This is a genomic window from Nocardia sp. CA-151230 (assembly GCF_050942175.1).
In the GTDB taxonomy this organism is placed as follows: domain Bacteria; phylum Actinomycetota; class Actinomycetes; order Mycobacteriales; family Mycobacteriaceae; genus Nocardia.
The window spans coordinates 2,681,957-2,708,268 of sequence record NZ_CP192061.1 but is presented as its reverse complement, the minus strand read 5'-3'; the positions used below and the strand labels follow the sequence as shown (position 1 = coordinate 2,708,268).

Below are 26,312 nucleotides of genomic sequence, written 5' to 3'. Positions count from 1 at the left end.
GGGCTATCGCCGCGCCGCCAGCCGCGGCAGATCGCGGGTGACCTCGACCAGGAACCAGGACGGCAGGACCGGCAGCCCATCGTCGTCCGCGGCGATGACCAGCTGCGCACACTCGACCGAGATCTCGGCCAGTTCGGTGAGCATGGTCTTGGCACGCAGGGAGAATCGTTTCACCCCGGGCGATGCGTGCTCGCGGGATGCGGGGAGCTCCTTGACGAGCCGGGCCCGGAACACCTCCGACAGGAAGTACAGCAGGTCGCGGTCGGCTGGATTGCGGGGCCATCCCGCCTCACCCTTGACGACCGCGTCCAGGTCGTAGGCGTGCCGCACGGTCTTGACGAAGGCGCGGAAGCCGGAAGCGTGTGCGGCGGTGAGGATTCCGGACGACAGCACCGCCAGGGTGGTGTCGTCGATGTCATCGCCGTAGGAGTGCAGGGCGTCGGAGAGCATGTGCCAGCCGCGCGGGGTGGAGAAGGGCTGTTCGGTCTTGGGCGGCTGCGCCCACAGGTGGTCGGGCCGTTGCATGACGTACTCGATCACCCAGGGATGAATGTCATTGCCGGCGGCCCATTTTAGCCAGTCGTCGAGGTCGGCGCGTAAGTGCACGTGCACCATGCGATTGACCAGCGCGGAGGCCATGGGGCGGGCGAGGGCGTTGTCGGTGGCGCGGTTGCCCGCACCGATCACGACCGATCCGGCGGGCAGCTCGTAGGCGCCCACGCGCCGGTCGAGAATCAGTGAGTAGAACGACTTCTGGACTTCGGCGGGCGCGGCATTGAGTTCATCGAGGAACAGGCAGTACGGCTGCTCGCGGGCGATCATCTCCGGCGGCGCGAACCGGCTGCGGTTCTCGACGATCTGCGGCACGCCGATGAGGTCCTCGGGGGCCAGCTGCGTGCCCAGCAGGGTGACGCAGTCCAGGCCGAGGGCCTCGGCGAAACCGCGCACCAGCGAGCTCTTACCGATTCCGGGCGCTCCCCACAGAAATACCGGACGCACCACCGCGACGTGCAGCAGCAGCTCCGGCAACTGGTCCGGAGTCACCGTGACAGTCGCTTCCAAATCGTCCTTTCAGGCCGGATGTGGACCCAGGTTAGGAGCGCACACCCGAGGGCGGCCAATGATTTTCGGCGCGGGACGACGTCGATGAGCAGCGGGTCGAGTCAGTAGAGCAACGGGCCCAGGCGGGCGGCGCAGTCACGGGCCGGGTCGCGGTGGGTCTCGAGCGCCGGCAGCCGGTTGCTCGGGCCGCTCAGGCACAGCGCACCCGCGAGACTGCCCACGGCATTGTAGATGGGCAGGGCCAGACAGGCGACGCCGGGCACGAGTTCGTCTGCGGCCCTGGCATATCCGGACTCGCGGACGGTCCGCAGATCCTCGGCGAGAGCGGCGTGATCGACCTTGGTGCGCGCCGCGATTCGCACCGGGTGCGCGACGAGCGTGCGCCATTCGGTCCGGGCGGCGAGCAGCAGTTTACCCGCGGCGGAGGCGTGCAGATGCCGCGACAACTCCCGCTCACCCGGAATCGGATGGTCCGGGTCCTCACTGAGCACCTGTACCGCGGCCGGGCGGAAGTTCATGAGGTGCACCGCGAATCGGGTGGACGCACGGAATTCGCCGAGCAGACCACCCGCGGCGGCCGGCACCACCGGTATCCGGATGGCGGCTGCGAACCCGTGCAGCCGCGCACCCAGCGCGAAGCCGCGCAGATCGGCGGTGCGGACCAGATACTCGTCGGCGACAAGGGAATTCAGCAGCCGGTAGGTGGTGGCGGGGGCGATGCCGAGGCGTTCGGCGATCTCCTTGGCGGTGACGCCCACCCCGCAGTCGGCGACCGCCTCGAGAATGGCGATGGAGTTGGTGACGGTGGTGGTGCGGCGGGAGTCCTTCATCGCGCCTACCGGAAGGTCGCGGTGGGCAGCAGGTCCGCGCGCTGAGGTTCGTCGTAGATGCCGAGGCCGCGCAAGCGATCCGGCGCACAGACCCGCAGCGCGATGGTGAAGAGCGCGGCGGCCGTCAGCACCGCGGTGTAGGCGATCACCACGGTGACATTGTCATTGCGGGCCGATACCGCGGCGGCGACCATGAGGATTCCGAGCAGAGTCGCGGTGACCGTGCCGAGCAGCGCCATGCCACGGCTGGGTTCGCCGATGCGGCGCAGCAGCGCGGGAGTGGCCAGGCAGGCGGGCAGATACGAGCCCAGGTAGCCGAGCGCGCTCAGGGTGAGAAAGCTCCGAATCCCGTCCTGCGGTTCGGCTCCCGACAGCAGGTACCAGACCGCGCAGGCGGTCACCGCGCCGACCGCCGCGACGATCCCGGGTGCGGGCGTGTGGAAACGCGCGTGCGTGCGACCGGCCGCGGCCGGGGCGATGCCCTCGCGGCCCATCGTGAACAGCACTCGGACCAGGGCATTGATCGAGGCGACCGTGCACGCGAAGAACGACGCCGCCACCCCGAGGTCCAACACCGCGCTCAGGAATCGCGAATTGTCCTGCAACACAAGGTCCGTCACCGGTGTGGAACCGGCTGCCAGGCCGGGCGGCGCGGCGGCCAGCGCCACCGCCTGCGCGGACACCGTGATCAGATAGATGACCGCCGCGGCGACCGGCGTCCACGCCAGCGTGCGCGGCACCGACCGGAAGGGCCGGTAGGCCTCGGCGGACAACGTTGTCGCACTCTCGAACCCGACGAACGCGCTGATGGCCACCACCGCACTCATGGCGAGACCACCGGTGCCACCGTGCCATTCGAAGGCGCGGCCGGCCTGCGCGCCGACACCGTCGCGGGTCAGCAGGTAGCCCATCAGGGCCAGGACCGTCACCACCGAGACGCATTCGATCAGCAGGGTCACCGAGGCGGACAGCCGGATCCCCCGCACCATGAGCACCGCCGCCGCCGAAGCCGCGATCAGCAGCAGCGCGACAATCGTTGCGGTCCCGCCGAATCCGGCGAGTCCGGCGGTCACCGCGACCTGGTCCAGATACGTGCCGACCGCGATCAGGCCCGCCACGCTGACGCTCGCGTACCCGGCGATCGCCGACCAGCCGACCGGTACGGCCACCGCGGGGCCGAGCCCCTTGGCCACATACGTGTACAGCCCGCCGGTCACCGCCAGCCGCTGCGCCATCGGCCGGATCACCAGCGCCACCCCCCAGGCCAGCAGCGCCGCCGCCAGGAACGCGGCCACACTCGCCCCGCCCCCGGCCGCGCCGATCACGAACGCCGGGGTGACCACGGCCGTCCCCGACGGCGCGATGGCCGCGACCGACTGTGCGAACACCGGCACGAAAGGCAGTTCGCGCCTGGTCAATCCGCGCACGGGTGAACGTCCGGACACCGGGGGCCGACTCGGCGCAGCCGATCTCATATGCGCGCCTCTCTCTGGACCGGTTCACCGACAATGGGTTGCCACAGCGTCGCCGATCCGTATTGCACGGGCGTAAACACACGTAACATCCGCTTGTCTCGAGGCGAGAGAAAAATCTTGCGCCTTTCCCGCCGACGGTCACCGTCACACACCCGCCGCTGTTACAGACCGTCTATAGCGTTCCGCGCCATCGGAAAAGACCCCGCCACCCGGTGATTCCGGGGCGGGCGCAGCAGAGAGACGGATCCATGACGCAGCAGATCGAACGCGCCACCGCCGCGCCGCCCGGCGCCAATCCGCCCGACGGGGTGCACCGCCTCAAGGCCAATGCCGTAGGTTTGCTCGGGGTGGTGTTCATGGCCATCGCCACCGCCGCGCCGATCACCGCCATGACCGGCAATGTGCCGTTCATGATCTCGGCCGGGACCGGGACGGGCACGCCCGCCGCGTTCCTGATCGCCATGGTGGTGCTCGCGGTGTTCTCGGTGGGCTTCACCACCATGTCCAAGCACATCACCGCGACCGGCGCGTTCTACGGGTTCATCTCGTTCGGACTGGGCCGTTCGGCCGGGCTGGCGGCGGGACTGCTGGCCACCTTCGCCTACATGGTGTTCGAGGGCTCGCTGGTCGGGATCTTCTCGAGCTTCGGCACGAATACCGTTGCGGCACAGTTCGGCGTGCACGTGCCCTGGTGGGTGTTCGCGATCGTCATGCTGGCGATCAATGCCCTGGGCACCTGGTTCGGGGTGGCCGTCGCGGAGAAGTTCCTGGTCGTGCTGCTGGGCACCGAGTGCGCGGTACTGGCCATCATGGGTATCGCGGTGGCGCTGCACGGCGGTGGGCCGCACGGATTCTCGTTCGCGCCGCTGAATCCGGTCAATGCCTTCACCGGGCCGTCGGCGGGGCTGGGCCTGTTCTTCGCGTTCTGGTCGTGGGTCGGATTCGAGTCGACGGCCATGTACGGCGAGGAATCCCGTGATCCCAAGCGGATCATCCCCAAGGCCACCATGATCGCGGTCATCGGTGTCGGGGTGTTCTATGTGCTGGTGTCGTGGATGGCAATGTCCGGCAACGGCATCGGGGAATCGGCGGCGCTGGCGGCCTCCGACAACCCGATGGACCTGTTCTTCCACCCCACCCAGACCTATGTCGGGCATTGGGCGGTGAGCGCCATGCAGTGGCTCATGATGACCGGATCCCTGGCCTGCGGCATGGCATTCCACAACTGCGCCGCCCGCTACCTCTACGCGCTCGGCCGGGAGGGCGTCTTCCCCGTGCTCGAGCGCACCGTCGGCCGCACCCATCCCCGGCACGGGTCACCGCACATCGCGGGCGTGGTCCAGACGGTCATCGCCTGCGCGCTGGTCGCGGGCTTCGGAATCGCGGGCAAGGATCCCTATTCCGGCACCTACACGTTGCTGGCGATTCTCGGCACCATGGCCATCCTGGTGGTCCAGGCGGCCTGTTCCTTCGCGGTGCTCAATTACTTCCGTACCCATCACCCCGAGAGCCGGCACTGGTTCCGCACCGTGCTGGCTCCGCTGCTGGGCGGCCTCGCCATGGCCGGCGTGGTCGGGTTGCTGGTCCTGAACATGGGTACCGCCGCGGGCGCCGAATCCAGCTCCCTGGTCCTGAAGGCCACCCCGTGGCTGGTCGCCGCAATCGCCCTGGGCGGCTTCGGTTTCGCCGAATATCTGAAACGTCGCTCCCCCGCCCGGTACGCGCGGGTCGGCCGGACCGTCCTGGCGGAAACCCACGAACGCTGACCTCCCTGATCGGGGTCCGGCAGCGTGGCGACGGCCCGGAGCCTTGCGGCTTCCGGGCCGTCTTCAGCTTCGAGTCGGCGTGCACGTATCCGACGCCCCGCGGTAGCACCCTCGGAACCGTGCCACTGCGGTTCGCCCCACGACGGCCCGAACAGCCGAACCGGATAACCCGAAATGATCACGAAACCCGTCCGGCCACACCGAGTCTCACCGGTCGCACGAGTACACATGCACCACACTGGAACGGACGGCACGGTAGGTCGGCGGGTTGGCGCGGCCGGTCAGTACCCCGGACCGGCGGCGCGGCCCATGCGGTCAGGCTCTCGAGCTCGGCGGATAGCCTGGCGGCATGCGCATTGTGATCGACGATCTGAGCGGGGACGAGGTGATCGGACTGCTCGAGGCCCACGTTGCCGAGATGCTGGCGAACTCACCCGAGGACAGCATGCACGCGCTCGATGTGGCGGCGCTGCGCAAGCCGGAGATCACCTTCTGGTCGGCATGGGAGGGCACGGAACTGGCCGGGTGCGGGGCGCTCAAGGAGCTGGATCCGGTGCACGGCGAGATCAAGTCCATGCGAACCGCGGCGAGCCAACGGGGGCGCGGGGTGGCGTCACAGTTGCTGCGGCATATCCTCGCCGAGGCCGCCGCGCGCGGATACGAGCGGTTGAGCCTCGAGACCGGGGCGTCGGAGTTCTATCTGCCTGCGGTGCGGTTGTACGAGCGGCACGGGTTCGAAGAGTGCGGGGCGTTCGCGGAGTACGCGGCGGACCCGCACAGCGTCTTCATGACCCGGGCACTCTGAGCCGGAGTCAGCGGCTGACGGCCCTGGGTACCAGCCCGTTCAGCGCCGCCGCGATCACGCCCAGGATGGCGAAGATCACGGCCATGGTCACCAACCCGGCGGACAGCTGGGCGTAGCCCTGGTCGCGGGGGTCGATGAACGGGTAGGGGTACCAGTCGACGAACGGCCCGCGCAACAGCGTGTAGGAGCCGTAGGCCAGCGGGTAGGCCAGCCAGCCCAGGATGAGCCGGACGGTCGGCTTCAGACCGGCGGTCACCAGCAACCAGTCCGCGATCAGCACGATCGGAATCACCCGATGCAGGGTGTCGTTGATCCACCGCTCGGTCAGCTGCACATCGATGTCGGCCAGCAGCACGGCGTAGATGACGAGGGTGATGGTCAGGTAGAGGGTGGCCGCGCCGCGAAACACCTGCCAGCGCCGGCCGGCCGGGTCACGCAGCCCGCCGACCAGCAGCACGATGATGCCCAGGATGTTGGACTGGATGGTGAAGTAGCTGAAGAAGTTGAGATACGAATAATTCGGGTTGCCCACATTGCGCAGCGGAATCCAGACCAGCGCCACCAAGCCCACGATTCCGAAAACGATGCGCAGCACCCGGATCCACGCGGGCGTTCCACCTCTGACGGCCATGGCCCGATGGTCGCACGCCGAACCGCCCGAACGGGGACGATACGCCGGTGCGGCACACTTCCGGCAAGCGCGAGATCGGGCCACCGGACACCGCGCCGACCGGCCCGGACCGACTCTTCGCTATCGTTGACGATGCAATGACCAGGACCGCCGCCACCTCTCGCGAGCTTCGTTCCCGCCTGGCCGATCTCTCGATCCGCGACGAGCACCGGTTGCGTCGCAGGCTCGACAAGGCCCGCGGTGGCGATCTCACCGACCTCGAAGCAGATATCGACGCCGCGCAACGCCGGGTGGACGCCCGCCGCGCCGTCGTCCCGACCATCCGGTATCCGGAGCAGCTACCGGTTTCCGCTTGCCGCGACGACATCGCGGCGGCCATCGCCGCACATCAGGTCGTGATCGTGGCCGGCGAGACCGGCTCCGGCAAGACCACCCAGATCCCCAAGATCTGCCTCGAGCTCGGGCGCGGGGTCCGCGGCACCATCGGCCACACCCAGCCGCGGCGACTGGCCGCCCGCACCGTGGCCGAGCGCATCGCCGAGGAACTCGGCACCGAACTGGGCGACGTGGTCGGCTACACGGTCCGCTTCACCGATCAGGCGTCGGACCGCACGCTGGTCAAACTCATGACCGACGGCATCCTGCTCGCCGAGATCCAGCGCGACCGGCTGCTGCGCCGCTACGACACCATCATCATCGACGAGGCGCACGAGCGCAGCCTCAATATCGACTTCCTGCTCGGGTATCTCAAGCAGCTGCTGCCCAAGCGCCCGGATCTGAAGATCGTCATCACCTCCGCGACCATCGACCCGGAGCTGTTCGCGCGGCATTTCGGTGACGAGAACGGCACGCCCGCACCGATTGTCGAGGTGTCGGGACGGTCGTATCCCGTGGAGGTCCGATACCGGCCGCTGTCGCTGGAGCTTCCGGTCACCTCCGAGGACCCCGACGACGAGGACACCCGGATCGTCGACCGCGACCCCACCGACGCCATCGGCGACGCGGTGCGGGAACTGCAGTCCGAGGGCGACGGGGACATCCTGGTCTTCCTCTCCGGCGAACGCGAGATCCGCGATACCGCGGACTCGCTGCGGGATATGCGGCTGCCGCGCACCGAGATTCTGCCGCTGTACGCGCGGCTGTCGGCGGCCGAGCAGCACCGGGTATTCGAATCGCACACCGGCAGGCGCGTGGTGCTCGCCACCAATGTGGCCGAGACCTCGCTCACGGTGCCGGGCATCCGCTACGTCATCGACCCTGGCACCGCACGCATTTCGCGCTACTCCATGCGCACGAAGGTGCAGCGGCTGCCCATCGAGTCCATCTCGCAGGCATCGGCGCGGCAGCGGTCCGGTCGCTGCGGCCGTGTCGCGGACGGTATCGCCATCCGGCTGTACTCCGAGGACGACTTCGAATCCCGGCCGCAGTTCACCGAACCCGAGATCCTGCGCACCAACCTGGCCGCCGTCATTCTCCAGATGACCGCGCTCGGGCTCGGCGATATCGAGAGCTTCCCCTTTGTCGAGGCCCCCGACGCGCGTGCCATTCGCGACGGCATCGCGCTGCTCGAGGAGCTCGGCGCGCTGGGCCGGGCGGAGGCCGAAGCCGGTGCGCGCAAGGACATTCCGGACGCCGGTCTGATCCTCACCCCCATCGGCCGCGAAATGGCGCAGATCCCGGTCGATCCGCGCATGGCCCGCATGCTGGTCGAGGCCAACCGCGGCGGCTGCCTCGCCGAGGTCCTCATCATCGTCGCGGCCCTGTCCATCCAGGATGTCCGCGAACGCCCCGTCGAACACCAGCAGGCCGCCGACACCAAACACGCGCGCTTCACGGTCGAGGGCTCCGACTTCCTGGCCTACCTGCGCCTCTGGGACTACCTCCGCGAACAGCGGAACGCCCTCTCCTCCAACCAGTTCCGCCGCCTGTGCCGCGACGAGTTCCTGCACTACCTCCGGATTCGCGAATGGCAGGACCTGCACGGCCAACTCCGCACCATCACCCGCGGCCTCGGGTGGAACACCGCAGGCTCGGACGCCCAATTCGACCGCACCGCAACGCCTTCCGACACCGACGGCGCCCCGCGCAACCGCCGCGGCCGGAGCACGAGCCGCGCGGATCGCGGCGAGAGCAGATCCGAAACCGGATCCGGCGAACACCTGGCCACCAATGACGCTCGCGACAGCCATACCGGACGAAACCGGCGCGGGAGCGGCGGTGCGCACGCCAACGACCCGGGCCGCGCGAGCCGATCCCAGAGTGGGCGCGGAAGCACGAGAGGCGCGGCATCGGACAGCAACAGGGCGGAGTTGGCCGAGACCCTCGCGGCGAAAGCGGGGCTGGACAACGACTCGCTGCCCTGGGATGTGACGTCCATCCACCAGGCGCTGCTGGCGGGCATGCTCTCGCATATCGGTGTGCGGGAGGCGGAGACCCGGGAGTTCCTGGGGGCTCGCAACGCCAAGTTCATGATCTTCCCGGGATCGTCGCTGGCCAAGAAGCCGCCGCGGTGGGTGATGGCGGCCGAGCTGGTGGAAACCTCGCGGTTGTGGGGGCGGACGGCGGCCCGGATCGAACCCGAGTGGGCCGAGCGGCTGGCCGGGGACCTGGTGAAACGCACGTACTCCGAACCGCATTGGTCGGCGAAACGGGGTGCGGCGGCGGCCTACGAGCGGGTGACGCTGTACGGCATTCCGCTGGTGACGCAGCGGCGGGTGGACTTCGGGCGGATCGATCCGGAGTTGTCGCGGGAGCTGTTCATCCGGCACGCGCTGGTGCAGGGCGAGTGGCAGACCAAGCACGACTTCTTCGCACGGAACCGCGAATTGCTCGACGACGTCGCGGATCTGGAGCATCGGGCGCGACGGCGCGACATCCTGGTCGACGATCAGGTGCTGTTCGACTTCTACGACCAGCGCATTCCGTCGGACATCGTGTCGGTGCGGCACTTCGACAGCTGGTGGCGCAAGACCCAGCGCGCCGATCCGAACCTGCTGGACTTCACCGCCTCCACGGTGGTGAACGAGGATGCGGCACTGCTGGATCCGACCGCCTACCCCGACAGCTGGCGGCAGGGCGAGCTGACCTTCCCGCTCACCTACCAGTTCGAGCCCGGTCAGGCCGACGACGGTGTCACCGTGCACATCCCGATCGCCCAGCTCGCGCACGTGCGCTCGGTCGGCTTCGACTGGCTGGTCCCCGGCATGCGTGAGGAGCTGGCCGCCGCGTTCATCAAGACGCTGCCGAAACAGCTGCGCCGCACCGTGGTTCCCGCACCCGACTTCGCCAAGGCCGCCCTGGACCGCCTCACCCCGCGCGCCGAACCACTGCGCACCGGGCTGGCCCGGGAGCTGTCGCAGCTCGGCTCGGTGACCATCGCCGCCGCCATGCTCGATCCGGCGGGCCTGCCCGACCACCTGCGCATGACCTTCGCCGCCACCGACCCGACCGGTGCCGTCGTGGCCCGCAGCAAGAGCCTGGCCGAACTGAAATCCACCCTGGCGGAACAGGTCTCGAAGTCGGTAGCGCGTGCCAACAACGCCGCCGAGCGGGCCCCGTCCACGGTGTGGACCTCAGAATCCCTGGGCACCCTGCCATCCTCGGTGAAGCGCCAGGTCAGCGGCCAGACCATTACCGGCTATCCGGCCCTGGTCGCCGAAACGGACGGCGTGGCGGTACGCGTCCTCAGCTCCCCCGCCGCCCAGGCCACCGCCATGCGCACGGGCACCCGCGCGCTGCTGCTGGGCGCGATCACCACCAATACCCGCGCTGTCACCGCGGGCCTGCCGCCCACCGATCGCCTTGCGCTGAGCCAGAATCCGTACGGCACCCTCGACGCCCTGGTCGAGGACTGCCGCGCCTGCGCCGCCGACGAACTCATCGCCGCCAACGGCGGACCGGTGCGCAGCCCCGAGCAATTCCAGGCGCTGGTGGAGAAGGTCCGTCCGCAGTTCACCACGGCCGTCGCAACCATCGTCCGCTCGGTCGTCCCGGTCCTCGCCGAGGCGCACCGGCTGCGCGCCGTCCTCGCCGAATCCCGCGACCGCGACGCCACCGACGATGTCACGCATCAGCTCGATGATCTGATCTTCCCCGGTTTCATCGCCGAATGGGGCAGCGCCCGGCTGCGGGAACTCCCCCGCTATCTGGAAGCCGCCCGCCTGCGCCTGGAGGCGCTCCCCGCCTCCGCCAACCGCGACCGCGCCGGCCTGGCCGAACTCGACCGCGTCCACGCCGCCTACGACCGCCTCGTCGGCAATCTCCCCGAGGCGCGCCGGGGTGGCCGCGACATCGTCGAAATCTGGTGGATGATCGAGGAACTCCGCGTCAGCCTCTTCGCCCAGCAACTCGGGACCCCCTATCCCGTGTCGGCGAAGCGCATCGAGAAGGCGATCGACATCGCCCGCCGCCCACCGCAGCAAAAGCGCTGACGGGGCGCGATCTCCCGCGCAACACCACGGCCATGCACTGGCGCACTTGCCTTCTCGGAAACCGGTGGCGGGCCGGCGCATCGCCCCTCCGCCGGGCATGGGATGCCGGGAAATGAAGCGGTCCGGCCCCGAATTGCTCGGGGCCGGACCGGGAATCGATGTGGAGGTGACCGGTAGCGGTCGCGCCCGTCTACTCGGTCGCCGCGCCCACGGTGTGGTCGGCACGGTGCTTGCGCAGGTCGGCGATCTCGCGTTCGAAATCCTCGGCGGAGCTGAAGGATCGGTAGACCGAGGCGAAGCGGAGGTAGGCGACCTCGTCGAGATCACGCAGCGGGCCGAGAATGGCGAGGCCGACCTCGTGACTGGGCACCTCGGGAGAACCCTTGGCGCGCACCGCATCCTCCACCTGCTGCGCGAGCAGGTTCAGCGCATCGGAATCGACCTCGCGGCCCTGGCAGGCGCGGCTGACGCCGCGGATGACCTTCTCGCGGCTGAACGGCTCGGTGACACCGCTGCGCTTCACGACCGACAGGATCGCGGTTTCGACCGTGGTGAACCTGCGCCCACACTCCGGGCAGGCACGTCGCCTCCTGATGGCGGTGCCTTCCTCGGCCTCACGCGAGTCGACCACCCTCGAATCGGGATGACGACAGTACGGGCAATGCATCCGGGATCCTTCGTCGATGCCTGGGCTTCCACAGCAACCTCGAGCAATCTCGAGGATACCGTGACGGACCCGATCGGCGGCGTCCGCCCGTGTCCACAGGCCCGAATCAGGTGGTCACCTGCCACTGCGAGGTCAGGTCGGCGAGCAGATCCGGCAATCGCTGCACCAGCCGCCCATTGGTCAGCATGACCGGGAACGGCACGGCCAGAACCGGTCTCGCGGCGGCCGGATTCGCGCACAGTTCCAGGTAGCGCGGCAGCAGATCGTGGGTGATGTAGTTCCACCGCGTGTCGCGGTCGGCCCAGTTGAAGTCGGGCAGCGGGGCGCGCAGCGACATCGCGCCCGCGGTCAGGGTGGTGGGCGCGAAGACGCCGGGCGCACGGACGCCGGGAACGGCGGCCTTGCCCGCGATCGTGCTCACATAGGTCATGACCCGGCCCAGGTCGCCACGGCCGTGCGAGGTGACATCCCACTGGTCGGCGATGATCTGGTTCTGTTCCCGGTCGGTCATGCGCAGCGCGGCGTCTGCCAGGCCGTCGGGGGTGCCGGCGTCGATTTCACGCCAGGCGGTGATGGCGTTCTCGTCCAGCACGCCGGCCCGGTACATCTCCTCGACACCGGCCAGGCCCGCGGCCGCGTAGGCCTCGTGCATGGGCACCTGGTCGATGAAGATGTGCTTCTGCATGATCATCAGCCGGGTCTGGTACCAGGCCAGATCGTCGGCGGTGAGCCGCTCGCCCGCGGTGCCGAGGGTCCGGATATCGGCGGGCAGGATGTCCAGCAGCTGCGGCGGGGTGCCGCGCAGGAGATCGGCCACCGAGTCACCGAGTTGATGGGTGCCCGGCACGGAGAGAATGGCCGACACATCACCCATGTCGAAGAAGCCCGACGCGAACGACCCGCCGGCGAGCCCGGCCAGACCCGTCCACCAGTAGTCCGGGTGAGCGTTGTTGAGCCGCAGGTAGTTCACGTAAACCTGGGTGAAGGTGCGGGTATTCGCCGCGACGCCGCGCCCGGGATCCCAGGCCGCCAGGTCGATATCGGCATTCCGGGTCGCGGTGACCAGCCAGTACTGATGCAGCAGAGTCGCGTAGTGCCGCGGCTCGACGCCCGCGGCGCGCGCGTCGTCGAGGGCGGCCCGCAGGGTATCCGGATCCAGGGACAGTGCGGGATTCAAACCGCCGCCGCCCGCGCCGTCACCATTGACCGTCGGCAGATCCAGATACGCGGCATAGGCGGACTCCGCATGCACGGCCGGTGTGATCACCAGCCCGATCGTCAGGCAGGTGAGGACACCGGCCACCCGGATCAGCCCTCGAACTCTCGGCATTGACGCCCCCTGTCGCTGTGCGCACGGGCCGGAGCACGGACCGCGCGAATGTAGCCTCTGTCACATCCAGGGGGACGCTAGCAACACGTTTCAGTTTTCAATCTGCATTTTCGGCCACACCCATGGCCGTCGAGCTCTACCCCGAATAACGGCTATGACCGGGCAACTACCGCAGCAGCGGGCCCGCTATCGCACCGGCGCCTGGACCAGCTGGACCGAGGACGGGGTGGTCTGCGAATCGAAGTCGCCGGACCGCAAATGGGCCAGGCCGATCAGAGCGGCCACGGCCAGCGCGCTCATCAACGCGGCGATGGCAAGGGCCGCGAGACCGACCTGGGCGCGCTGCACCCGATCCAGCGGATGCGCGCCACGGGCGCGCCGGGCCGCGTGTCGCACGACGACATGGTCGCGTCGAACACCTGCGCCGGCAACGGTGCGGACCCGCGCGCGGCAGGGGCGGCGGTCCACGGCGGGACGGCCCGCAGCCGCGGACGTCCGGGTCCGGAACCGATCCGAACGCAGCTCCCAGGGGATGCTGTCGAATCCCAGATCGCTTCCCAGAGTGTCGATTTCGCTGACCACGGCGCGCATCGAAGAAACCTCCAAAGTAGGGCGGACCGAATGATGCTGGACAACTGACTCGATCATGTGTTCGAAGAACTGATGTTCGAATTTCTACCACGGCCCACCGACAATGTCACTGATTTCCCCGACATGCGTCGAACAGATGTTTGATCACACGCGTCACACGGACTACAGTCGAGACACGAGTTCCCCGGACGCACGATGAACCGCATCCGGGAACGAATTCCGGTGAGCGACAGCAGTGAACGGAGGACGGCGGCGGTGAGCGAACACGGCGGCGCGGATGGTGAGAACGGACCCCTTGGTCCCGACGGTGGCGGCCCCCTGTCCGAATCGTCCGGTGTCGGCGCCGATCTGACCGTGCGCCAGCGCAAGGTGCTGGAGGTCATCCGCACCTCGGTGCACGACCGCGGCTATCCGCCCAGCATCCGCGAGATCGGCGATGCCGTCGGCCTCACCTCGACTTCCTCGGTGGCACACCAGCTCCGGGCACTCGAGCGCAAGGGCTATCTGCGCCGCGACCCCAATCGCCCACGCGCCGTGGACGTCCGGGGCCTGGATGAGACCGCGGTGCGCGCCACCGCCGGCGTGTCGCAGCTGCGCGCGGTCAATACCGAGGCCGACGCCTCCGACGAACACCCCGTCCCGACCTACGTCCCGGTGCTGGGCCGGATCGCCGCCGGTGGCCCGATCCTGGCCGAGCAGGCGGTGGAGGATGTCTTTCCGCTGCCGCGCGAACTGGTCGGTGAGGGTTCGCTGTTCCTTTTGAAGGTCGTCGGCCAGTCCATGATCGACGCCGCCATCTGCGACGGTGACTGGGTGGTCGTGCGTCAGCAGAACGTGGCCGACAACGGGGACATCGTGGCCGCCATGATCGACGGCGAGGCCACCGTGAAGACCTTCAAGCGCACCGGATCCCAGGTATGGCTGATGCCGCACAACCCCCTGTTCGAGCCGATTCCGGGCAATGACGCCCAGATTCTCGGCAAGGTCGTCACGGTCATCCGCAAGATCTGACCGTGCCCGCACTGCCGTGGCCCGGCGACCGCCCCGCAGACCGGCCGCCGGGTCACGACAGTCATCTCCGTCAGTGGTTGAGCACGCCGTTCCACACCGCGTGCGCCCCCGAGTCCCCGACCCGGTAGGTCTGCCACCCGGCCGCCGCGCCGCTCGCGATCACCAGCAGCGCGATCACCGCGACCGCCGCCCGGCCCAGCGACTTCCCACGCCCGCGCCGCAGGTGCACGAAGACCAGAAGCACGGCCGAAACCAGTAGCGGCGCAACGAAATACAGCATCTGATGACCGAGCCGCGCGTGCTCGTCCACCACCGGGGGATTACCGAGCTGCCGCTGGAACCACTCCCCCGCCTTCACAGTCACCGGCGTCAATGCCGTCACCAGCACCGCCAGGACGGCGGTCGGCCAGATCAACCGGCTGCGGGCCGCGGGCCACAGTGCGCACAGGATCAGCAGCCCCGCGGTCAGCGGGACCAGCACGACAATCACGTGCACCAGCAGGACATGGGCGGGCAGCCCATTGAATGTCGACATATATCGGCTCTTTCGAACTCGGCGAACGAAGCCCGGCGTATCAGAACAACGTAAGCCGGGCCCGGCCGGTTCGGTTCGGACCCACGGTCGTCCGGCGAGTTCGGATCGGGACCGTGGGTCGCGTGAGCAGTCAGTCGGTTTCGGTGGGCACCACGATGCGGGAGATGAGCTGGGTGGGCGCCTCGTCGCGTCCGGGCATCGGCTGGCCGGCGACCGGCGCGGCGCCCTTCGGGGCGACGGTCTCGGACGCCACGGACGCGGCAGGCTCGAGCGCCGCGGGCTCGGGGGCGGCGGCCGCCTCCGGCGCGGGAACCGGGAGCACATCCACGATCTGGGGAGCCGGCTTCTCCTGGGCCGGCGTCGCGGGGAGGTCCGGCATGGAGGCCAGCACGGCGGCCGGGTCAGGGTCGCGGGCGGCGGGCGCGTCGGAGTTCAGCGCGGCCAGGCGGCGGGCCCGCAGGTCGTCGCTGAGCGCCGTGGTCACCTGATCGGGCGATCCGGCGGAGGCCTGGACGATACGGCGGGTCGGGACGTCCTCGACCGGCGCGGCCTCGGCCCCGCTCGGCAGGCCGGAGCCGGCGACGAAGCCGAGGACCTCGTACTGCGTACCGATGGTCATGACGGCCGAGTTCTTGTCGTGCGCAATGTATCCCTGGTTGGTGCCCATGACGCGGCGTAGCGACTCCAGCCAGCGGTGGTCGAGGACGCGGCAGTCGGCCCAGGGGAAGTACTCCAGCCCGGTACGTAGGTAGAAGCGGTCGCCGATGCGCGCACCGCGCAGCAGCTCCAGCAGCCAGGCGTCGATCAGATTCGGCTGAGCATTGCGATAGATGCGGGACTGCGGAGGTACGGAACCGTTCGCGAATTCCCCGAAGGAGCTCAGCAACTCACCCGGAAACTCTTCTAACTTCCCAAAACCCACGACATCTAAACCAAGAAGTTGCTCTGGAAGTTGGGCGGCGATCCTGCGCTCGTCGTGCAGTTTGAACTTTCTATTGATGTTCTCAGTGCGCATTTGTCTCCGACTTCCCATTCCAACCTGACGGAACCCTAGCATGAACCCGACCGTTTCAAACCAGTTTGGTCGGCCGCCCAGAGCCGTGATACGGGCACTCCCGCAACTAATCCGCAACCAGCAGTTACGGCTATCGCGACGCAACGAACCGCCCGTTCGGGATCATTGGCCATAGCGTCCGGCGATGATTTCCCCCTGGTGCCGCAGGCCCGGATTCGCAGGCTCCCAGTAGTTTCCATGTGACACGACATCGAACGGCAGGGCCCGCAACACGGGAAGGTCGATAGTGGCCCCGGAAGAAGTGAAAGTCGTTGCGCGAAATTCGCGATCGACCGGATCGACCCCATGGAGAAACTGTCCGAACTTGGGCACCGGATCAGCGGGGTCGGCAGTGGCATAGACATGCGCACCGTTGTGGCCCGCAGGGATACCCGTCAAACGCAATTGCGAAACATCATCAACACCTACCCCAGGACTTCCCACGAACACCACATCGTCGGCCGCCAGAGAGCTCGCTCCACTGGCCGCCGCTCCGATCACGGCGCTCCCGTAGCTGTGCCCGACGACCGTCTGATGGGCGGCGAGCCCCGGATGGCCGGCCCGCAGGCCACTCTCGAACCGATCCAGCGCGGGCGCGCCCGCCCGAGCCCGGCGATCGCGCGCCGCTTCAGCCAGATCCGGCGGCGCGTCGTACCCGTACCACGCGATGACCGACGTCCGCGCGGCCGGATCGGCTCGCTCGGCCGCGTCGAGCAGTGCCCGCGCGCGGTCGACCCCGACACCGATGCCGGTCAGCGACGATCCGGTACCGGGAACGAAGGTCGCGACGTTGACCGCGAGATCCGGATTGTTCAGTGCGATCACGCCGTGCCCGTTCCGGTCCACCGCCAGCACCAATCGGCCCGAGCCCGCATCGCCGGCCTGATTCGAGAGCGCCGCGTACCCGGCATCGCGCGTCTGCGCCTCCTCCCGCGCGGTTTCCCACTCCCGCAACCGAATCCAGCCCGCGCTGGTGGTCGGCAGGTTCTCGTGCCGCGTCCAGTCCCGGTGCCGGTCGGCCAGCCGCCGATCCTCCATCTCGGCCTCGGCCCGCAACCGCCGTAAGGCGATCCGGTTGTAGTGGTCGCGGGCCAATGCCGGCATCCCATCGCGGTCCCCGAGCAGCGGATCGGCCGCGAACAACGCGTCCTGATCCGCGGGCGTGAGCGACTTCCACAACGCGCAGAGCACTTTGGGATCTTCCGGAAGTCTCGCGGTCCCGTCGAGAATCCCGGCGACCCGAGTGCTCGGCCCGCCACCCGTCGGATCCACGGTCAACCCCGCCAGCGCCTCCGCCACCGCGCCGAGGCGGGCCCCGACTCGCTCGTCGATCTCCCCCGCGAGATCCAGCAGGGGCACCAGCCGGGCCTGCACCTGCTTCGCCTTCGCATCGAAGCCCGCCTGGAAGATCAGGTCCAGCGCCGAGTTCCCGGTATCGGAGCGCGGACCGCGGACCGTGCCGTCCTCCGCGATCCGGCAGCCGGTGGCCCGGGCCTCGTCCGCGAGCTGCCCGACCAGCACGCACACCCGCTCGAGCGCGCCCGCCTCGGCGAACGCGTCGGCGACGTCGAGCAGTGCCGCACCGATGTGGTTCGCCGCCAGCTGCGACTCCCATGCCCGCAGCGCGGCCGCCGTCCCCGCCGCCCCCTGCCACCCGGCGACCGTGACATCGGCCAGGCGTCCCACCCGTGTCATGACCCCCGAGAACGCCGAATCAGCCACCGCCACACCCGAACTGGCGCGGATCGCAGCTCCCGGCTCCCAGCCCCGCACTTGCGAAAACCCCGCTCGCACCATCGCACCTCCCCACGCAACCCCATCCGATTCGAAAGATCCGTACTGCCGCCGGGCGCAAGCGTCCCCACGCTGGGCACCCGACCTGTTTAGCGCGCCACTGGTCACCCGCGGCGCGGAACGCCGCATCGGTAGGCGCCAACGGCGAATACCGTTCAGCAGGAGGCGAGTTCGTCGTTCGTGCGGGCGCCGAACCGGCGGCCGGTCAGGAAACGCCGTGCAGGTAGCCGTCCAGCCGGGTTTCGAGAGCTAGCTGGTTGGCCTCATAGGTGGTTGCGGTGTGGGCGGTGGTATCGGCGAAGGTGTGGAGGTGGGTCGCCAGCCTGCGAAGGGCGGCGAGGAGTGGGTCGCCGACGGTGACGGCGGCTGCGCCGATCGCGGAATTCGGCATGGCCCGACCGACTTTCGCGATCAGGTCGACCGGGTCGATGGCCGAGATGGCCGCGGCTTCGGAGTGGATGCCCGCCGCCATGATTCGAAGCGCCGTGATGTCGGCGCGCAGCATGTCTGTCATGCCTCCCCCTTCGTGTGGACCACACCCTAGCGGCGGCGGGACGGGAGGGCTCGGCGAAAAGCGGGGGCTGTGGACAGCGCGGTGGCTGTTCACATCGGGGGGTTCAGGTAGCCGCGGCGGCCCGCCGGGCGGCATCGCGGGCCAGCGCACGGTCGCGCTGCTCCTCGAAACGGACCACATCCTTGCCGAGTTTGTCCAGGTACGTGGCCAGGCTGTCACGGATCTTCTCGCCGCGCGCGGTGAAGTCGGTGCGCTCGAAGATGTTCCACTTGCGTAGCACCGGGAGGATCACCTCGTCGAGATGCTGGCGCAGATCGTAGATGCCGTGCTTGGCGATGAGGACACTGTTGCGGCGGAAGTCGGGCATGCCGGCGCCGGGCATGCGGAAGTTCTCGATGACCGCGGTGATCGCCGCGAGGGCGTCGTCGGGGACCAGGTCCAGGGCCGCGCCACAGATATTGCGGTAGAAGACCATGTGCAGGTTCTCGTCGGTGGCGATACGGGCGAGCAGGCGGTCGGCGACCGGATCGTGGCAGGCCTTGCCCGTATTGCGGTGCGAGACACGGGTGGCCAGCTCCTGGAACGTCACGTAGGCGACGCCGTGCAAAACGGCGTGGTCACCGGTGCCGGTGGGGTCGTCGATGCCGGTCCCGACGCAGATCATGCGGGCGTGCTCGAGCGCCACCGGATCGACGCCGCGGGTGACCACCAGGTAGTCGCGCATGGCGATCCCGTGCCGGTTCTCCTCGGCGGTCCAGCGGTCCACCCAGGTGCCCCAGGCGCCCTCGCGGGTGAACGATTCGGAGATGAGCCGGTGGTAGGAGGGCAGATTGTCCTCGGTGAGCAGGTTGGTGATCATCGCGGCCCGCGCCGGCTCGCTGAGCCGGGATTGCCGGGGGTCCCAGTCGATTCCGCCCAGGGCGGCGAAGTTGCGGCCCTCGTCCCAGGGCACGTAGTCGTGCGGATGCCATTCCTTGGCCACCGAGAGGTGCCGGTTCAGATTCGCTTCCGCCACCGGTTCGAGTTCGGCAAGCACTGCGCTCGCGGTCATGGAATTCGCCACGTCGTGTCCCTGCCCTACGACTTGATCTCGGCACTCCCCATTGTCAGCGAGCCTACCCGGATCGGCGGCGAATCGCCCTGGCGCTCTTGGAAGACGACCGTTCTGTCGATATGCCGGAATCCGGTGATCGATCCCGGTGGGCAGTCGAGATTTTCTCCGTCGGCAACTCGGCACTCGTTTTCGATCTTCAAATCGTGTTCAATGAACCCGGCAATCCCATTGCCTTCGGTTCGAATCACCGATGGGTCCGCGACCGCGGTCCGGACCAGGTAGTCCTCGCCCGCCAGATGCCGGCTACACCCAACGCCAGCAGAACAACCAGTCCGATAGGAAACGCCGGGTCCGGCAGCGCCGTGATCAGCAGGCGGGTCGGCGGCAACACGCCGCGGTCCAATCGGGCGACACGAGTCCATGCGCCACCGACCTCGTTAATGTTGATCTGCGCAAATGCGATTCACCGGCGAAAAAGACAGCTGCGATACCGAGGAGGGCAGATGGCGGCCGTTCCCGCATCTGCGAGAAAGGCACTACCCACCATCGCCTTCACCGTGCTGGTGGTGGCTGCGGCGTTCTGGCAGCGGGATGCGGTCCTGACCGGAGTCCACGCCCTCGCCGGAGCCGACCCGCGCTGGCTGCTCCTGGCCGCACTCGCCACCCTCGCCCTCTGGCCCACCTCGGTTTTCATGCTGCGCGGTTCGATACCCGCCGACACCTCCGCCCGGCAGCTGTTCGCGCTCCAGCTCGCGGTACCCGCCATCGGCTTGGTGCCCGCGGCCTCACTGCTGCTGCGGATGCGGTTCCTACGCCGCACCGGACTCAGTCATACCGGCGCGGTGGCGTCCATCGCGCTGATGGGGTTCGCCGCGCTGATGGTGCGGGTTCCGCTGGTGGTGATCGCGGCGCTGGCCGCACCGGGCCTGATGAGCCGCAATGGCGCGCAACCCCCGTGGCACGACCTGGGCACCCGCGCTTCGGCGTGGTGGCACCACCTGATCGGCGGAAATCTCTGGAACACAGCCGCGATCATGATCATCGCCGTGCTCGTGGGAGGCATCGTCCTGGCGGTGGCGAGCCGGGCCATGAACCGCCGGGTGCAGGCGCACGGCGGCTGGCGGCAGCTGCCAGCCCGCATGCGGCACGCGCGCTCGGATGCCGAACTGGCCTGGAAATCGGTGGCCGCCACCGCCGTCCGTCCGCGCCGCGCGGCCGCCCTCTGGATCTGTGCCCTGATCCAGCCGCTGCTCATGGTGGTGGCGCTGTGGGCGGTGCTGCACGCGGTCGGCGCGAACCTCAGCCTGCCCGACACGTTCGTGGTGGAACTGGTGACCGTGGCCCTGGCCCCGCTGCTGCCCTCTCCGAACGGGGTCGCCACCAAGGAGATCACCATCGCAGCCGGCCTCACCGCCGTCGCGGGCCTGACCGGCGGGGTGGCGGTCGGCGCGGCCCTGGGATTCCGGCTCCTCACCTTCTGGTGCCAGATCCCGCTGGGCCTCGCCTCCTTCGCCTATCTGAACCATCGCCGCGCCATCTGAGCGCGGCCCGGAATCGGTTACCGATCCCGCAGTATCAGTTTTCGATCTTGCAGTCGATGGTCGCGAACTTGGCGACCCCGCCCCACCTGGTCTGCGCGACGCCCTGGGCCTGATACTTCCCGTGTTTGGCCTCGACCGTCACCGCGGGCAACTGCTCTCCCGCCCACGTCTGCGCGGTACAGGTGTAGGTCGGAACGGCGGCCTGGGCGGTAGCGGCATCGACGGACGCCAGGGCCGGTGACATGGCGGCGACGGCCAGGGGCAGGCCGACCAGATACTTCTTGCTCACGGCGACTCCTTGTGCGATCTCGAGGTGAGCTGGGCGAACAGCAGCCCAGATTCTCGCACGGCTGCGGCGAGCCCGCCGCCGAACCTGACGAGCATGGTCGACGATGAGGGCACTTTCGACGGCGTTGGGGCGTTGATCAGCCTGAGGGCGGCCACTACGAAGGAGTTCGCCATGTCATTCCTCGGTTCCCTGCTCGGGCTCGCCCTGACGCTGTTCATGCTGCTGCTGCTGGCCCGGCTCATCATCGACTGGATCGGCGTGCTCGGCGACACCCCGCCGGCGCTGCGGAAGGCTCGCGATGTCGTCCATCGCCTCACCGAGCCGGTGATCGCGCCGGTGCGCAAGGTCCTGAAACCGGTCCGGCTCGGCGGCGTCTCGATCGACCTCGCCTTCACCGTGGTGTTCATCGCGGTGATCGTGCTGCGCGCGATCGCCTTCAGTCTGTAACGGCGGCCACGGGCTCGGCGGCGGGGAGGTCGGGAAAGCTGTTGGGGCGCAACAGCGGAATCGTGGCGAGCATGAGCAGTCCGGCGACCGCGATGGCGGTACGGGGGCCGGTGACGGCGGCGAGGAGGCCCCAGAGGGCCGTCATTGCCGCGGTATTCATGTTGCTGGTGATGGACCAGGCGGAGAGCATGCGGGTGGTGCGGTCGGGTGCGGCGCGTTCGAGACGGAAGGTCGCGTAGACCGGATTGAAGACTCCGCAGCAGGTGATGAGGCCGAATTCCACCACGATCACCACCAGCAGGCCGGCGAGGCCGGGACCGATGCAGGCGAGGGCGGGCACCCAGCAGGCGCGCAGCATCCCGGCGGCGACGAGCACCCGGCGCTGACCGAACCGGCCCACCAGCGGTGTCGCCAGCCGCGAGCCGATCAGGCCGCCGAGGCACGGAATACCGAACGCGAGCCCGTACTGCCAGGGCGCGAAGCCGAGATCGCGCAGCATGACGACGGCCAGCAGCGGTTGGGTCGCCATGATCAGGCCGTTGACCAGGATCGTGTTGACGAACAGCGGCCGCAGCGCGCGGTGGGTCAGGATGTAGCGCCAGCCCTCGACCAGGTCGCCCATCCGGAAGCCGCCGTTCCCGCTCGGCGCGGGCTGCGGCTCGCCGCCGCCGATGGCCCGAATTCCCAAGGCGGACAACAGGAAGCTGACGGCATTGGCCGCCACGGTGACCACCGGTCCGAAGATCCCGATCGCCGAGCCCCCGAGCGGCGGGCCCAGCACGGACGCCGTCCACATGGTCGATTCGAATCGCCCGTTCGCCAGGAGCAGGTCCTCCTTGGGCAGCAGGGTTTTCAGGTATGCCCCCGACGCTGCCCGGAATGCGATGTCCGAGGCCGCGACGATCACCGAAACCACGACCAGCTGCGCGAAACTCAGCACGCCCGCCGCGAATGCCAGCGGCACGCTCAGCACCACCGCGAAGCGCGCCACATCGGTGGCGATCATGACCGGCCGTTTGCGCCGGAATTCCATCCACGGTCCCAGCGGTATCGCCACCACCGCGCCCATCGCCAGTCCGGCGGCCGCCAGCAACGACACCTGCCCGGGCCCGGCGTGCAGGACCAGCACCGCGATCAAGGGGAAGGCGTCGAAGGCCAGCCACGATCCCGCCGTGCTCACCGCGAAGGCCGTCCACAACCAGCCGAACCCGCGTCCCAGTGACCGCCTGCCCGTCATACCGCCCGCCTCGTGCTGTCCCGCCGTCGTTGTCCGGCAAGATCGAAGCAGACCCGCGACCTCGGGATCAAACAACCGAGCCGCCCGCGAGCCACAACCGGACGTTGTGCGCATACTCTCGTCGCATGGATCTCGAGGCCGTGCGCACCTTCGTCGCGGTGGCGGACGCGGAACGTTTCCAGGACGCCGCCACGGATCTGTCCATCAGCCAGCAGGCGGTCTCGAAACGCATTGCGGCCCTGGAGAAGACGTTGGGCGCCCGGTTGTTCACCCGCACGGCGCGCGGCGCCCGCCTGACCCTCGACGGGCAGGCCTTCCTCCCCCATGCCCGCGCTCTGCTCCACACCGCTGAACGCGCCCTGGCCTCGGTGAGCCCGGGTCGGCGAGCGCTGCGCGTGGATGTGGTGGGTCGCCAGCTCGCCCCGGCCGGGCTGCTGCGCGACTTCCACCGCGCCCATCCCGCTTTCGAACTGGACGTGGTGCGGCTCCCGCACGCGGGCGCGGCCATGGAGGCGCTGCTGGAGGGCTCGGTCGACGCCGCGTTCCGCTGTGTGCCGGCGCCGGGGCACGTGCTGCCCGAGGGCCTGCAGGCGACGCCGATCTTCGACGAGCCGCTGGAGCTGCTCGTCGGCCCGGCCCACCGGCTGGCCAAGGCGCGGACATTGTCGCCGAAAGATCTGGCCGGCCATCGCATCTGGATGCCGAGCCTGGTGAGCGGTACCGAATGGTCCGCCTATTACGCGGCACTCGCCGCGGCCTTCGATCTGACCATCGATTCGGTCGGCCCGAATTTCGGCCTGGAGCCGCTCCTGGACGCCGTCGCCGATTCCCCGGAGGTCGCGACGCTGGTCGGCGAGGACACCCGCTTCCTCTGGCCCGACACCTACGGTCTGCGGCGGGTGCCGTTGCGTGACCCCACGCCCGTCTACCCGCACTCCCTGCTCCAGCGCGCCGCGGACCCCCATCCCACGCTGGCCGCGCTGCACGGCCATCTGAGCGGCGCGGTCGTGGACCGTCCCGGCACCTGGGTTCCGGATTGGGCGCGCGCCTCGGAATAACCTCCGGCCCGTGGTGATTGGATGAGGGCATGACGAGCGCTGACTTGCTGGTGGACGCATTCGGGCGGATCAAGGAGAACGTGCACGGCGCGGTGGCCGGGCTCACCCCGGCGGAACTGGCCGAGCGGCCGGACTTGGATTCCAATTCCATCGCCTGGCTGATCTGGCATCTGACCCGCGTGCAGGACGATCACATCGCGGATGTGGCGGGCCTCGAACAGGTGTGGACGGCCCAGGGCTGGGTGAAGCGATTCGACCTGCCCTTCGACGATTCCGCCACCGGATACGCGCACAGTTCGGCCGAAGTGGCGCGGCTGGACGGCGTTTCCGCCGACCTGCTGCTCGGCTACTTCGACGCGGTACACGACCAGACCACCGGGTACGTGTCCGCGCTCACCGACGCCGATCTCCCCCGCATCGTCGACACCCGCTGGGATCCGCCGGTCACCCTGGGAGTCCGCCTGATCAGCGTGGTCGACGACGACATCCAGCATTCCGGCCAGGCAGCCTACATCCGCGGAATGCTGTTGCGCCGCCGTTGATCCTGCTGCGGGACCCACGGAGAATGCGGACATGGCATTCACCGTGGACCGTTTCGATCACGTGGTCATCAACTGTCTCGACCCGGTGGCGACAGCCGACTGGTACGCCCGCGTGCTGGGCATGAGCGTGGAGCGGTTCGGCCCCGCCGGGCGGCTCGCGCTCACCTTCGGGAATCAGAAGATCAATCTCCGGCCGGTCGGCGCGCTGGACACCGACCCGAACTGGACCACCGGGGCCACCGAAGCCGCTGGGGCACAGGACCTCTGCTTCGTGACCACGGCCGCGCCCGAGGCGGTCGCGGAGCACCTGACCGGGTGCGGAGTCGAGATCGTCAACGGCCCGGTGGTCAAGATCGGCGCGCTGGGTGAGATGGTCTCGCACTACTGCCGCGATCTCGACGGGAATCTCATCGAGATCGCGGTCTACCCGTCCCAGCTCCGGCCGCCGGTCAGGCCCACCGGTAGTCGACGCCGGTCAGCTCCGCGCTGAGCTCCCAGAGCTTGCGGGCCTGGAATCGGCTGTAGGCGAGGGGATTTCGGAGGGTGCGGCGGGGATATCCGAAGGCCTCGAAGGCCGGGCCGCAGTAGGAGTTGCCGGCCAGGCCGGGCATGGTCGCCGCATACAGTTGCGGCAGCGCGCCCTTGGCGTCGGATTGCGCCAGCGAGAACAGCATTCGCTGCTGGACGGCCGCGAAGGCCGCCGCCACGCCTTTCTCCGGGCCGGAATCGTAGAGATTCGTCGCCGACAGTCCCGGATGCGCGGCCACGGCCGTCAGCGTCGACCCAGCGGCGCGGGCCCTTCGCTGCAGCTCGGCGGTGAACAGGAGATTGGCGAGTTTGGATTGGCTGTAGGCCAGCCAACGGCTGTACACCACACGCCAATTCGGATCCAGCCAGTTGATCAGGCCGCCCCAGGCGGCGATGGACGACACGGTCACCACGCGCGCTTCGGGTGCACGCAGCAACCGGGGCAGCAGTAGTCCGGTCAATGCGTAGTGGCCCAGGTGATTGGTGCCGAACTGCGCGTCGAAACCGTCGGCGGTGCGCTGATGCCGCGGCAGGGCCATCACGCCCGCATTGTTGACCAGGATGTCGATGGGTGTGCCACGCACGTCGAGGTGGTCGGCGGCGCGGCGGATGGAGGTCAGGTCGGCCAGATCCACCGGCAGCACTTCGGGTTCGGGGCCGGTGGCCGCCGCACTCACCTGTTCCAGCGCGGCCGCGGCCTTGAGCTCGTTGCGGCAGGCGAGCAGGACGTGCGCGCCCTTGACGGCCAGGGCCTCCGCGGTGCGCAGGCCGAGTCCGCTGTTGGCGCCGGTGACCACGGCGGTCCGGCCGGTCTGGTCCGGGATGTCGTCGATGGTCCAGCGGCGAGCGAGCAGGGGCGGGCTGGTCACGGTCGGCCGGTCGGGCAGCGCCTCGGTCATACGATCGTTCTCCTCGCTCGAATTTCCGTCTGAGACAATATACCTGGTGATGCGTGATCCGCGTCCGCACGGCTGTTCGCCTGTGCGGAAAAAGTCGTCACGATGGCGCCGGGCGAACGCCTCACCGTGACCGGCACCAGAATCTCGATTCCTTTCGCGCTGCACGGATTGGCATCTCGCATGTGAGTGTCGTCCCCTTCTACCGCGCTTCTCGGGTTAGCC

At 68.8% G+C, this 26,312-nt stretch carries 25 protein-coding genes; 9 read left to right on the top strand and 16 right to left on the bottom strand.

All coding sequences use genetic code 11. The features are described from left to right. Nucleotides 1-3 precede the first annotated feature (3 nt). From ACQP1O_RS12350 to ACQP1O_RS12340, 3 genes are all read right to left on the bottom strand, one after another. Nucleotides 4-1,062, bottom strand: coding sequence for an ATP-binding protein (locus ACQP1O_RS12350; protein WP_433565949.1), 1,059 nt, complete (start codon nucleotides 1,060-1,062; stop codon nucleotides 4-6). A gap of 101 nt (nucleotides 1,063-1,163) precedes the next feature. After that, the gene (locus tag ACQP1O_RS12345) at nucleotides 1,164-1,892 is read right to left on the bottom strand and encodes an IclR family transcriptional regulator (RefSeq protein WP_433565948.1); all 729 of its coding nucleotides are present in this window, start codon (nucleotides 1,890-1,892) and stop codon (nucleotides 1,164-1,166) included. A 5-nt stretch (nucleotides 1,893-1,897) separates the two neighbouring features. Further along, nucleotides 1,898-3,319: an APC family permease gene (locus ACQP1O_RS12340; protein ID WP_433565947.1), complete on the bottom strand. Its 1,422-nt coding sequence runs from the start codon at nucleotides 3,317-3,319 to the stop codon at nucleotides 1,898-1,900. Between the two features lie 296 nt (nucleotides 3,320-3,615). Here ACQP1O_RS12340 and ACQP1O_RS12335 point away from each other — a divergent pair, with 296 nt between their 5' ends. Beyond that, nucleotides 3,616-5,133 (top strand): APC family permease, encoded by a 1,518-nt coding sequence (locus tag ACQP1O_RS12335; protein ID WP_433565946.1) that lies wholly within the window; start codon nucleotides 3,616-3,618, stop codon nucleotides 5,131-5,133. Between the two features lie 349 nt (nucleotides 5,134-5,482). Further along, the gene (locus tag ACQP1O_RS12330; protein WP_433565945.1) at nucleotides 5,483-5,938 is read left to right on the top strand and encodes a GNAT family N-acetyltransferase; all 456 of its coding nucleotides are present in this window, start codon (nucleotides 5,483-5,485) and stop codon (nucleotides 5,936-5,938) included. A gap of 7 nt (nucleotides 5,939-5,945) precedes the next feature. Here ACQP1O_RS12330 and ACQP1O_RS12325 read toward each other — a convergent pair whose 3' ends face one another. Then, nucleotides 5,946-6,569 (bottom strand): Pr6Pr family membrane protein, encoded by a 624-nt coding sequence (locus ACQP1O_RS12325; protein WP_433565944.1) that lies wholly within the window; start codon nucleotides 6,567-6,569, stop codon nucleotides 5,946-5,948. 137 nt (nucleotides 6,570-6,706) lie between these two features. Between ACQP1O_RS12325 and hrpA the strand changes: the two genes are divergently transcribed. Beyond that, nucleotides 6,707-10,999, top strand: coding sequence for an ATP-dependent RNA helicase HrpA (gene hrpA, locus ACQP1O_RS12320; protein WP_433565943.1), 4,293 nt, complete (start codon nucleotides 6,707-6,709; stop codon nucleotides 10,997-10,999). A gap of 190 nt (nucleotides 11,000-11,189) precedes the next feature. Here hrpA and nrdR read toward each other — a convergent pair whose 3' ends face one another. From nrdR to ACQP1O_RS12305, 3 genes are all read right to left on the bottom strand, one after another. Further along, nucleotides 11,190-11,666 (bottom strand): transcriptional regulator NrdR, encoded by a 477-nt coding sequence (gene nrdR / locus ACQP1O_RS12315; RefSeq protein WP_433565942.1) that lies wholly within the window; start codon nucleotides 11,664-11,666, stop codon nucleotides 11,190-11,192. A 106-nt stretch (nucleotides 11,667-11,772) separates the two neighbouring features. Beyond that, entirely contained in the window at nucleotides 11,773-12,996 is a 1,224-nt protein-coding gene (locus ACQP1O_RS12310) for a hypothetical protein (RefSeq protein WP_433565941.1), read from the bottom strand. A 186-nt stretch (nucleotides 12,997-13,182) separates the two neighbouring features. Then, nucleotides 13,183-13,587, bottom strand: a complete 405-nt coding sequence (locus ACQP1O_RS12305; RefSeq protein ID WP_433565940.1) for a hypothetical protein — start codon at nucleotides 13,585-13,587, stop codon at nucleotides 13,183-13,185. 222 nt (nucleotides 13,588-13,809) lie between these two features. Here ACQP1O_RS12305 and lexA point away from each other — a divergent pair, with 222 nt between their 5' ends. Continuing rightward, nucleotides 13,810-14,598, top strand: coding sequence for a transcriptional repressor LexA (gene lexA / locus ACQP1O_RS12300; RefSeq protein ID WP_433565939.1), 789 nt, complete (start codon nucleotides 13,810-13,812; stop codon nucleotides 14,596-14,598). Nucleotides 14,599-14,668: 70 nt separating this feature from the next. Here the strand turns inward: lexA and ACQP1O_RS12295 are convergent, their stop codons facing one another. The 6 genes from ACQP1O_RS12295 to ACQP1O_RS12270 form a co-directional block, all read right to left on the bottom strand. Next, a complete protein-coding gene (locus ACQP1O_RS12295) occupies nucleotides 14,669-15,133 on the bottom strand; it encodes a DUF2231 domain-containing protein (protein WP_433565938.1) in 465 nt (154 codons plus the stop codon). Nucleotides 15,134-15,263: 130 nt separating this feature from the next. Further along, nucleotides 15,264-16,019 carry a hypothetical protein gene (locus tag ACQP1O_RS12290; protein ID WP_433565937.1) on the bottom strand — a complete coding sequence of 252 codons (756 nt, stop codon included), beginning with the start codon at nucleotides 16,017-16,019 and terminating at the stop codon, nucleotides 15,264-15,266. A 291-nt stretch (nucleotides 16,020-16,310) separates the two neighbouring features. After that, the gene (locus ACQP1O_RS12285) at nucleotides 16,311-17,909 is read right to left on the bottom strand and encodes an alpha/beta hydrolase (protein WP_433565936.1); all 1,599 of its coding nucleotides are present in this window, start codon (nucleotides 17,907-17,909) and stop codon (nucleotides 16,311-16,313) included. Nucleotides 17,910-18,186: 277 nt separating this feature from the next. Next, nucleotides 18,187-18,495 (bottom strand): hypothetical protein, encoded by a 309-nt coding sequence (locus ACQP1O_RS12280; protein ID WP_433565935.1) that lies wholly within the window; start codon nucleotides 18,493-18,495, stop codon nucleotides 18,187-18,189. Between the two features lie 103 nt (nucleotides 18,496-18,598). Then, entirely contained in the window at nucleotides 18,599-19,546 is a 948-nt protein-coding gene (locus ACQP1O_RS12275; RefSeq protein ID WP_433565934.1) for an acyl-ACP desaturase, read from the bottom strand. Nucleotides 19,547-19,572: 26 nt separating this feature from the next. Beyond that, nucleotides 19,573-19,797, bottom strand: a complete 225-nt coding sequence (locus ACQP1O_RS12270; protein ID WP_433565933.1) for a hypothetical protein — start codon at nucleotides 19,795-19,797, stop codon at nucleotides 19,573-19,575. A gap of 255 nt (nucleotides 19,798-20,052) precedes the next feature. Here ACQP1O_RS12270 and ACQP1O_RS12265 point away from each other — a divergent pair, with 255 nt between their 5' ends. Next, nucleotides 20,053-21,090 (top strand): lysylphosphatidylglycerol synthase transmembrane domain-containing protein, encoded by a 1,038-nt coding sequence (locus ACQP1O_RS12265; RefSeq protein WP_433565932.1) that lies wholly within the window; start codon nucleotides 20,053-20,055, stop codon nucleotides 21,088-21,090. Between the two features lie 34 nt (nucleotides 21,091-21,124). Here ACQP1O_RS12265 and ACQP1O_RS12260 read toward each other — a convergent pair whose 3' ends face one another. Beyond that, the gene (locus tag ACQP1O_RS12260; RefSeq protein WP_433565931.1) at nucleotides 21,125-21,379 is read right to left on the bottom strand and encodes a hypothetical protein; all 255 of its coding nucleotides are present in this window, start codon (nucleotides 21,377-21,379) and stop codon (nucleotides 21,125-21,127) included. Between the two features lie 93 nt (nucleotides 21,380-21,472). Here ACQP1O_RS12260 and ACQP1O_RS12255 point away from each other — a divergent pair, with 93 nt between their 5' ends. Then, entirely contained in the window at nucleotides 21,473-21,826 is a 354-nt protein-coding gene (locus tag ACQP1O_RS12255; protein ID WP_433565930.1) for a YggT family protein, read from the top strand. Here the strand turns inward: ACQP1O_RS12255 and ACQP1O_RS12250 are convergent. Then, nucleotides 21,816-23,063, bottom strand: a complete 1,248-nt coding sequence (locus tag ACQP1O_RS12250; RefSeq protein WP_433565929.1) for an MFS transporter — start codon at nucleotides 23,061-23,063, stop codon at nucleotides 21,816-21,818. The genes ACQP1O_RS12255 and ACQP1O_RS12250 overlap by 11 nt on opposite strands. Nucleotides 23,064-23,188: 125 nt before the next feature. Here ACQP1O_RS12250 and ACQP1O_RS12245 point away from each other — a divergent pair, with 125 nt between their 5' ends. Genes ACQP1O_RS12245 through ACQP1O_RS12235 form a run of 3 tightly spaced genes read left to right on the top strand, consistent with a single transcriptional unit; the run spans nucleotide 23,189 to nucleotide 25,153 of the window. After that, the gene (locus ACQP1O_RS12245; protein ID WP_433565928.1) at nucleotides 23,189-24,121 is read left to right on the top strand and encodes a LysR family transcriptional regulator; all 933 of its coding nucleotides are present in this window, start codon (nucleotides 23,189-23,191) and stop codon (nucleotides 24,119-24,121) included. A 29-nt stretch (nucleotides 24,122-24,150) separates the two neighbouring features. After that, nucleotides 24,151-24,663, top strand: a complete 513-nt coding sequence (locus ACQP1O_RS12240) for a mycothiol transferase (RefSeq protein ID WP_433565927.1) — start codon at nucleotides 24,151-24,153, stop codon at nucleotides 24,661-24,663. 31 nt (nucleotides 24,664-24,694) lie between these two features. Then, complete coding sequence (locus ACQP1O_RS12235; protein WP_433565926.1) at nucleotides 24,695-25,153, top strand: VOC family protein; 459 nt, start codon at nucleotides 24,695-24,697, stop codon at nucleotides 25,151-25,153. Here ACQP1O_RS12235 and ACQP1O_RS12230 read toward each other — a convergent pair. Then, complete coding sequence (locus ACQP1O_RS12230) at nucleotides 25,113-26,090, bottom strand: oxidoreductase (RefSeq protein ID WP_433565925.1); 978 nt, start codon at nucleotides 26,088-26,090, stop codon at nucleotides 25,113-25,115. The genes ACQP1O_RS12235 and ACQP1O_RS12230 overlap by 41 nt on opposite strands. Between the last annotated feature and the right edge of the window lie 222 nt (nucleotides 26,091-26,312).

Excerpts from the sequence above, each read along its gene's own strand:
- ACQP1O_RS12345 (WP_433565948.1), bottom strand. The coding sequence starts at position 1,892 with ATGAAGGACTCCCGCCGCACCACCACCGTCACCAACTCCATCGCCATT.
- ACQP1O_RS12335 (WP_433565946.1), top strand. The coding sequence starts at position 3,616 with ATGACGCAGCAGATCGAACGCGCCACCGCCGCGCCGCCCGGCGCCAAT.
- ACQP1O_RS12330 (WP_433565945.1), top strand. The coding sequence starts at position 5,483 with ATGCGCATTGTGATCGACGATCTGAGCGGGGACGAGGTGATCGGACTG.
- ACQP1O_RS12325 (WP_433565944.1), bottom strand. The coding sequence starts at position 6,569 with ATGGCCGTCAGAGGTGGAACGCCCGCGTGGATCCGGGTGCTGCGCATC.
- hrpA (WP_433565943.1), top strand. The coding sequence starts at position 6,707 with ATGACCAGGACCGCCGCCACCTCTCGCGAGCTTCGTTCCCGCCTGGCC.
- nrdR (WP_433565942.1), bottom strand. The coding sequence starts at position 11,666 with ATGCATTGCCCGTACTGTCGTCATCCCGATTCGAGGGTGGTCGACTCG.
- ACQP1O_RS12310 (WP_433565941.1), bottom strand. The coding sequence starts at position 12,996 with ATGCCGAGAGTTCGAGGGCTGATCCGGGTGGCCGGTGTCCTCACCTGC.
- ACQP1O_RS12305 (WP_433565940.1), bottom strand. The coding sequence starts at position 13,587 with ATGCGCGCCGTGGTCAGCGAAATCGACACTCTGGGAAGCGATCTGGGA.
- ACQP1O_RS12295 (WP_433565938.1), bottom strand. The coding sequence starts at position 15,133 with ATGTCGACATTCAATGGGCTGCCCGCCCATGTCCTGCTGGTGCACGTG.
- ACQP1O_RS12280 (WP_433565935.1), bottom strand. The coding sequence starts at position 18,495 with ATGACAGACATGCTGCGCGCCGACATCACGGCGCTTCGAATCATGGCG.
- ACQP1O_RS12275 (WP_433565934.1), bottom strand. The coding sequence starts at position 19,546 with ATGACCGCGAGCGCAGTGCTTGCCGAACTCGAACCGGTGGCGGAAGCG.
- ACQP1O_RS12265 (WP_433565932.1), top strand. The coding sequence starts at position 20,053 with ATGGCGGCCGTTCCCGCATCTGCGAGAAAGGCACTACCCACCATCGCC.
- ACQP1O_RS12255 (WP_433565930.1), top strand. The coding sequence starts at position 21,473 with ATGGTCGACGATGAGGGCACTTTCGACGGCGTTGGGGCGTTGATCAGC.
- ACQP1O_RS12250 (WP_433565929.1), bottom strand. The coding sequence starts at position 23,063 with ATGACGGGCAGGCGGTCACTGGGACGCGGGTTCGGCTGGTTGTGGACG.
- ACQP1O_RS12245 (WP_433565928.1), top strand. The coding sequence starts at position 23,189 with ATGGATCTCGAGGCCGTGCGCACCTTCGTCGCGGTGGCGGACGCGGAA.
- ACQP1O_RS12240 (WP_433565927.1), top strand. The coding sequence starts at position 24,151 with ATGACGAGCGCTGACTTGCTGGTGGACGCATTCGGGCGGATCAAGGAG.
- ACQP1O_RS12235 (WP_433565926.1), top strand. The coding sequence starts at position 24,695 with ATGGCATTCACCGTGGACCGTTTCGATCACGTGGTCATCAACTGTCTC.
- ACQP1O_RS12230 (WP_433565925.1), bottom strand. The coding sequence starts at position 26,090 with ATGACCGAGGCGCTGCCCGACCGGCCGACCGTGACCAGCCCGCCCCTG.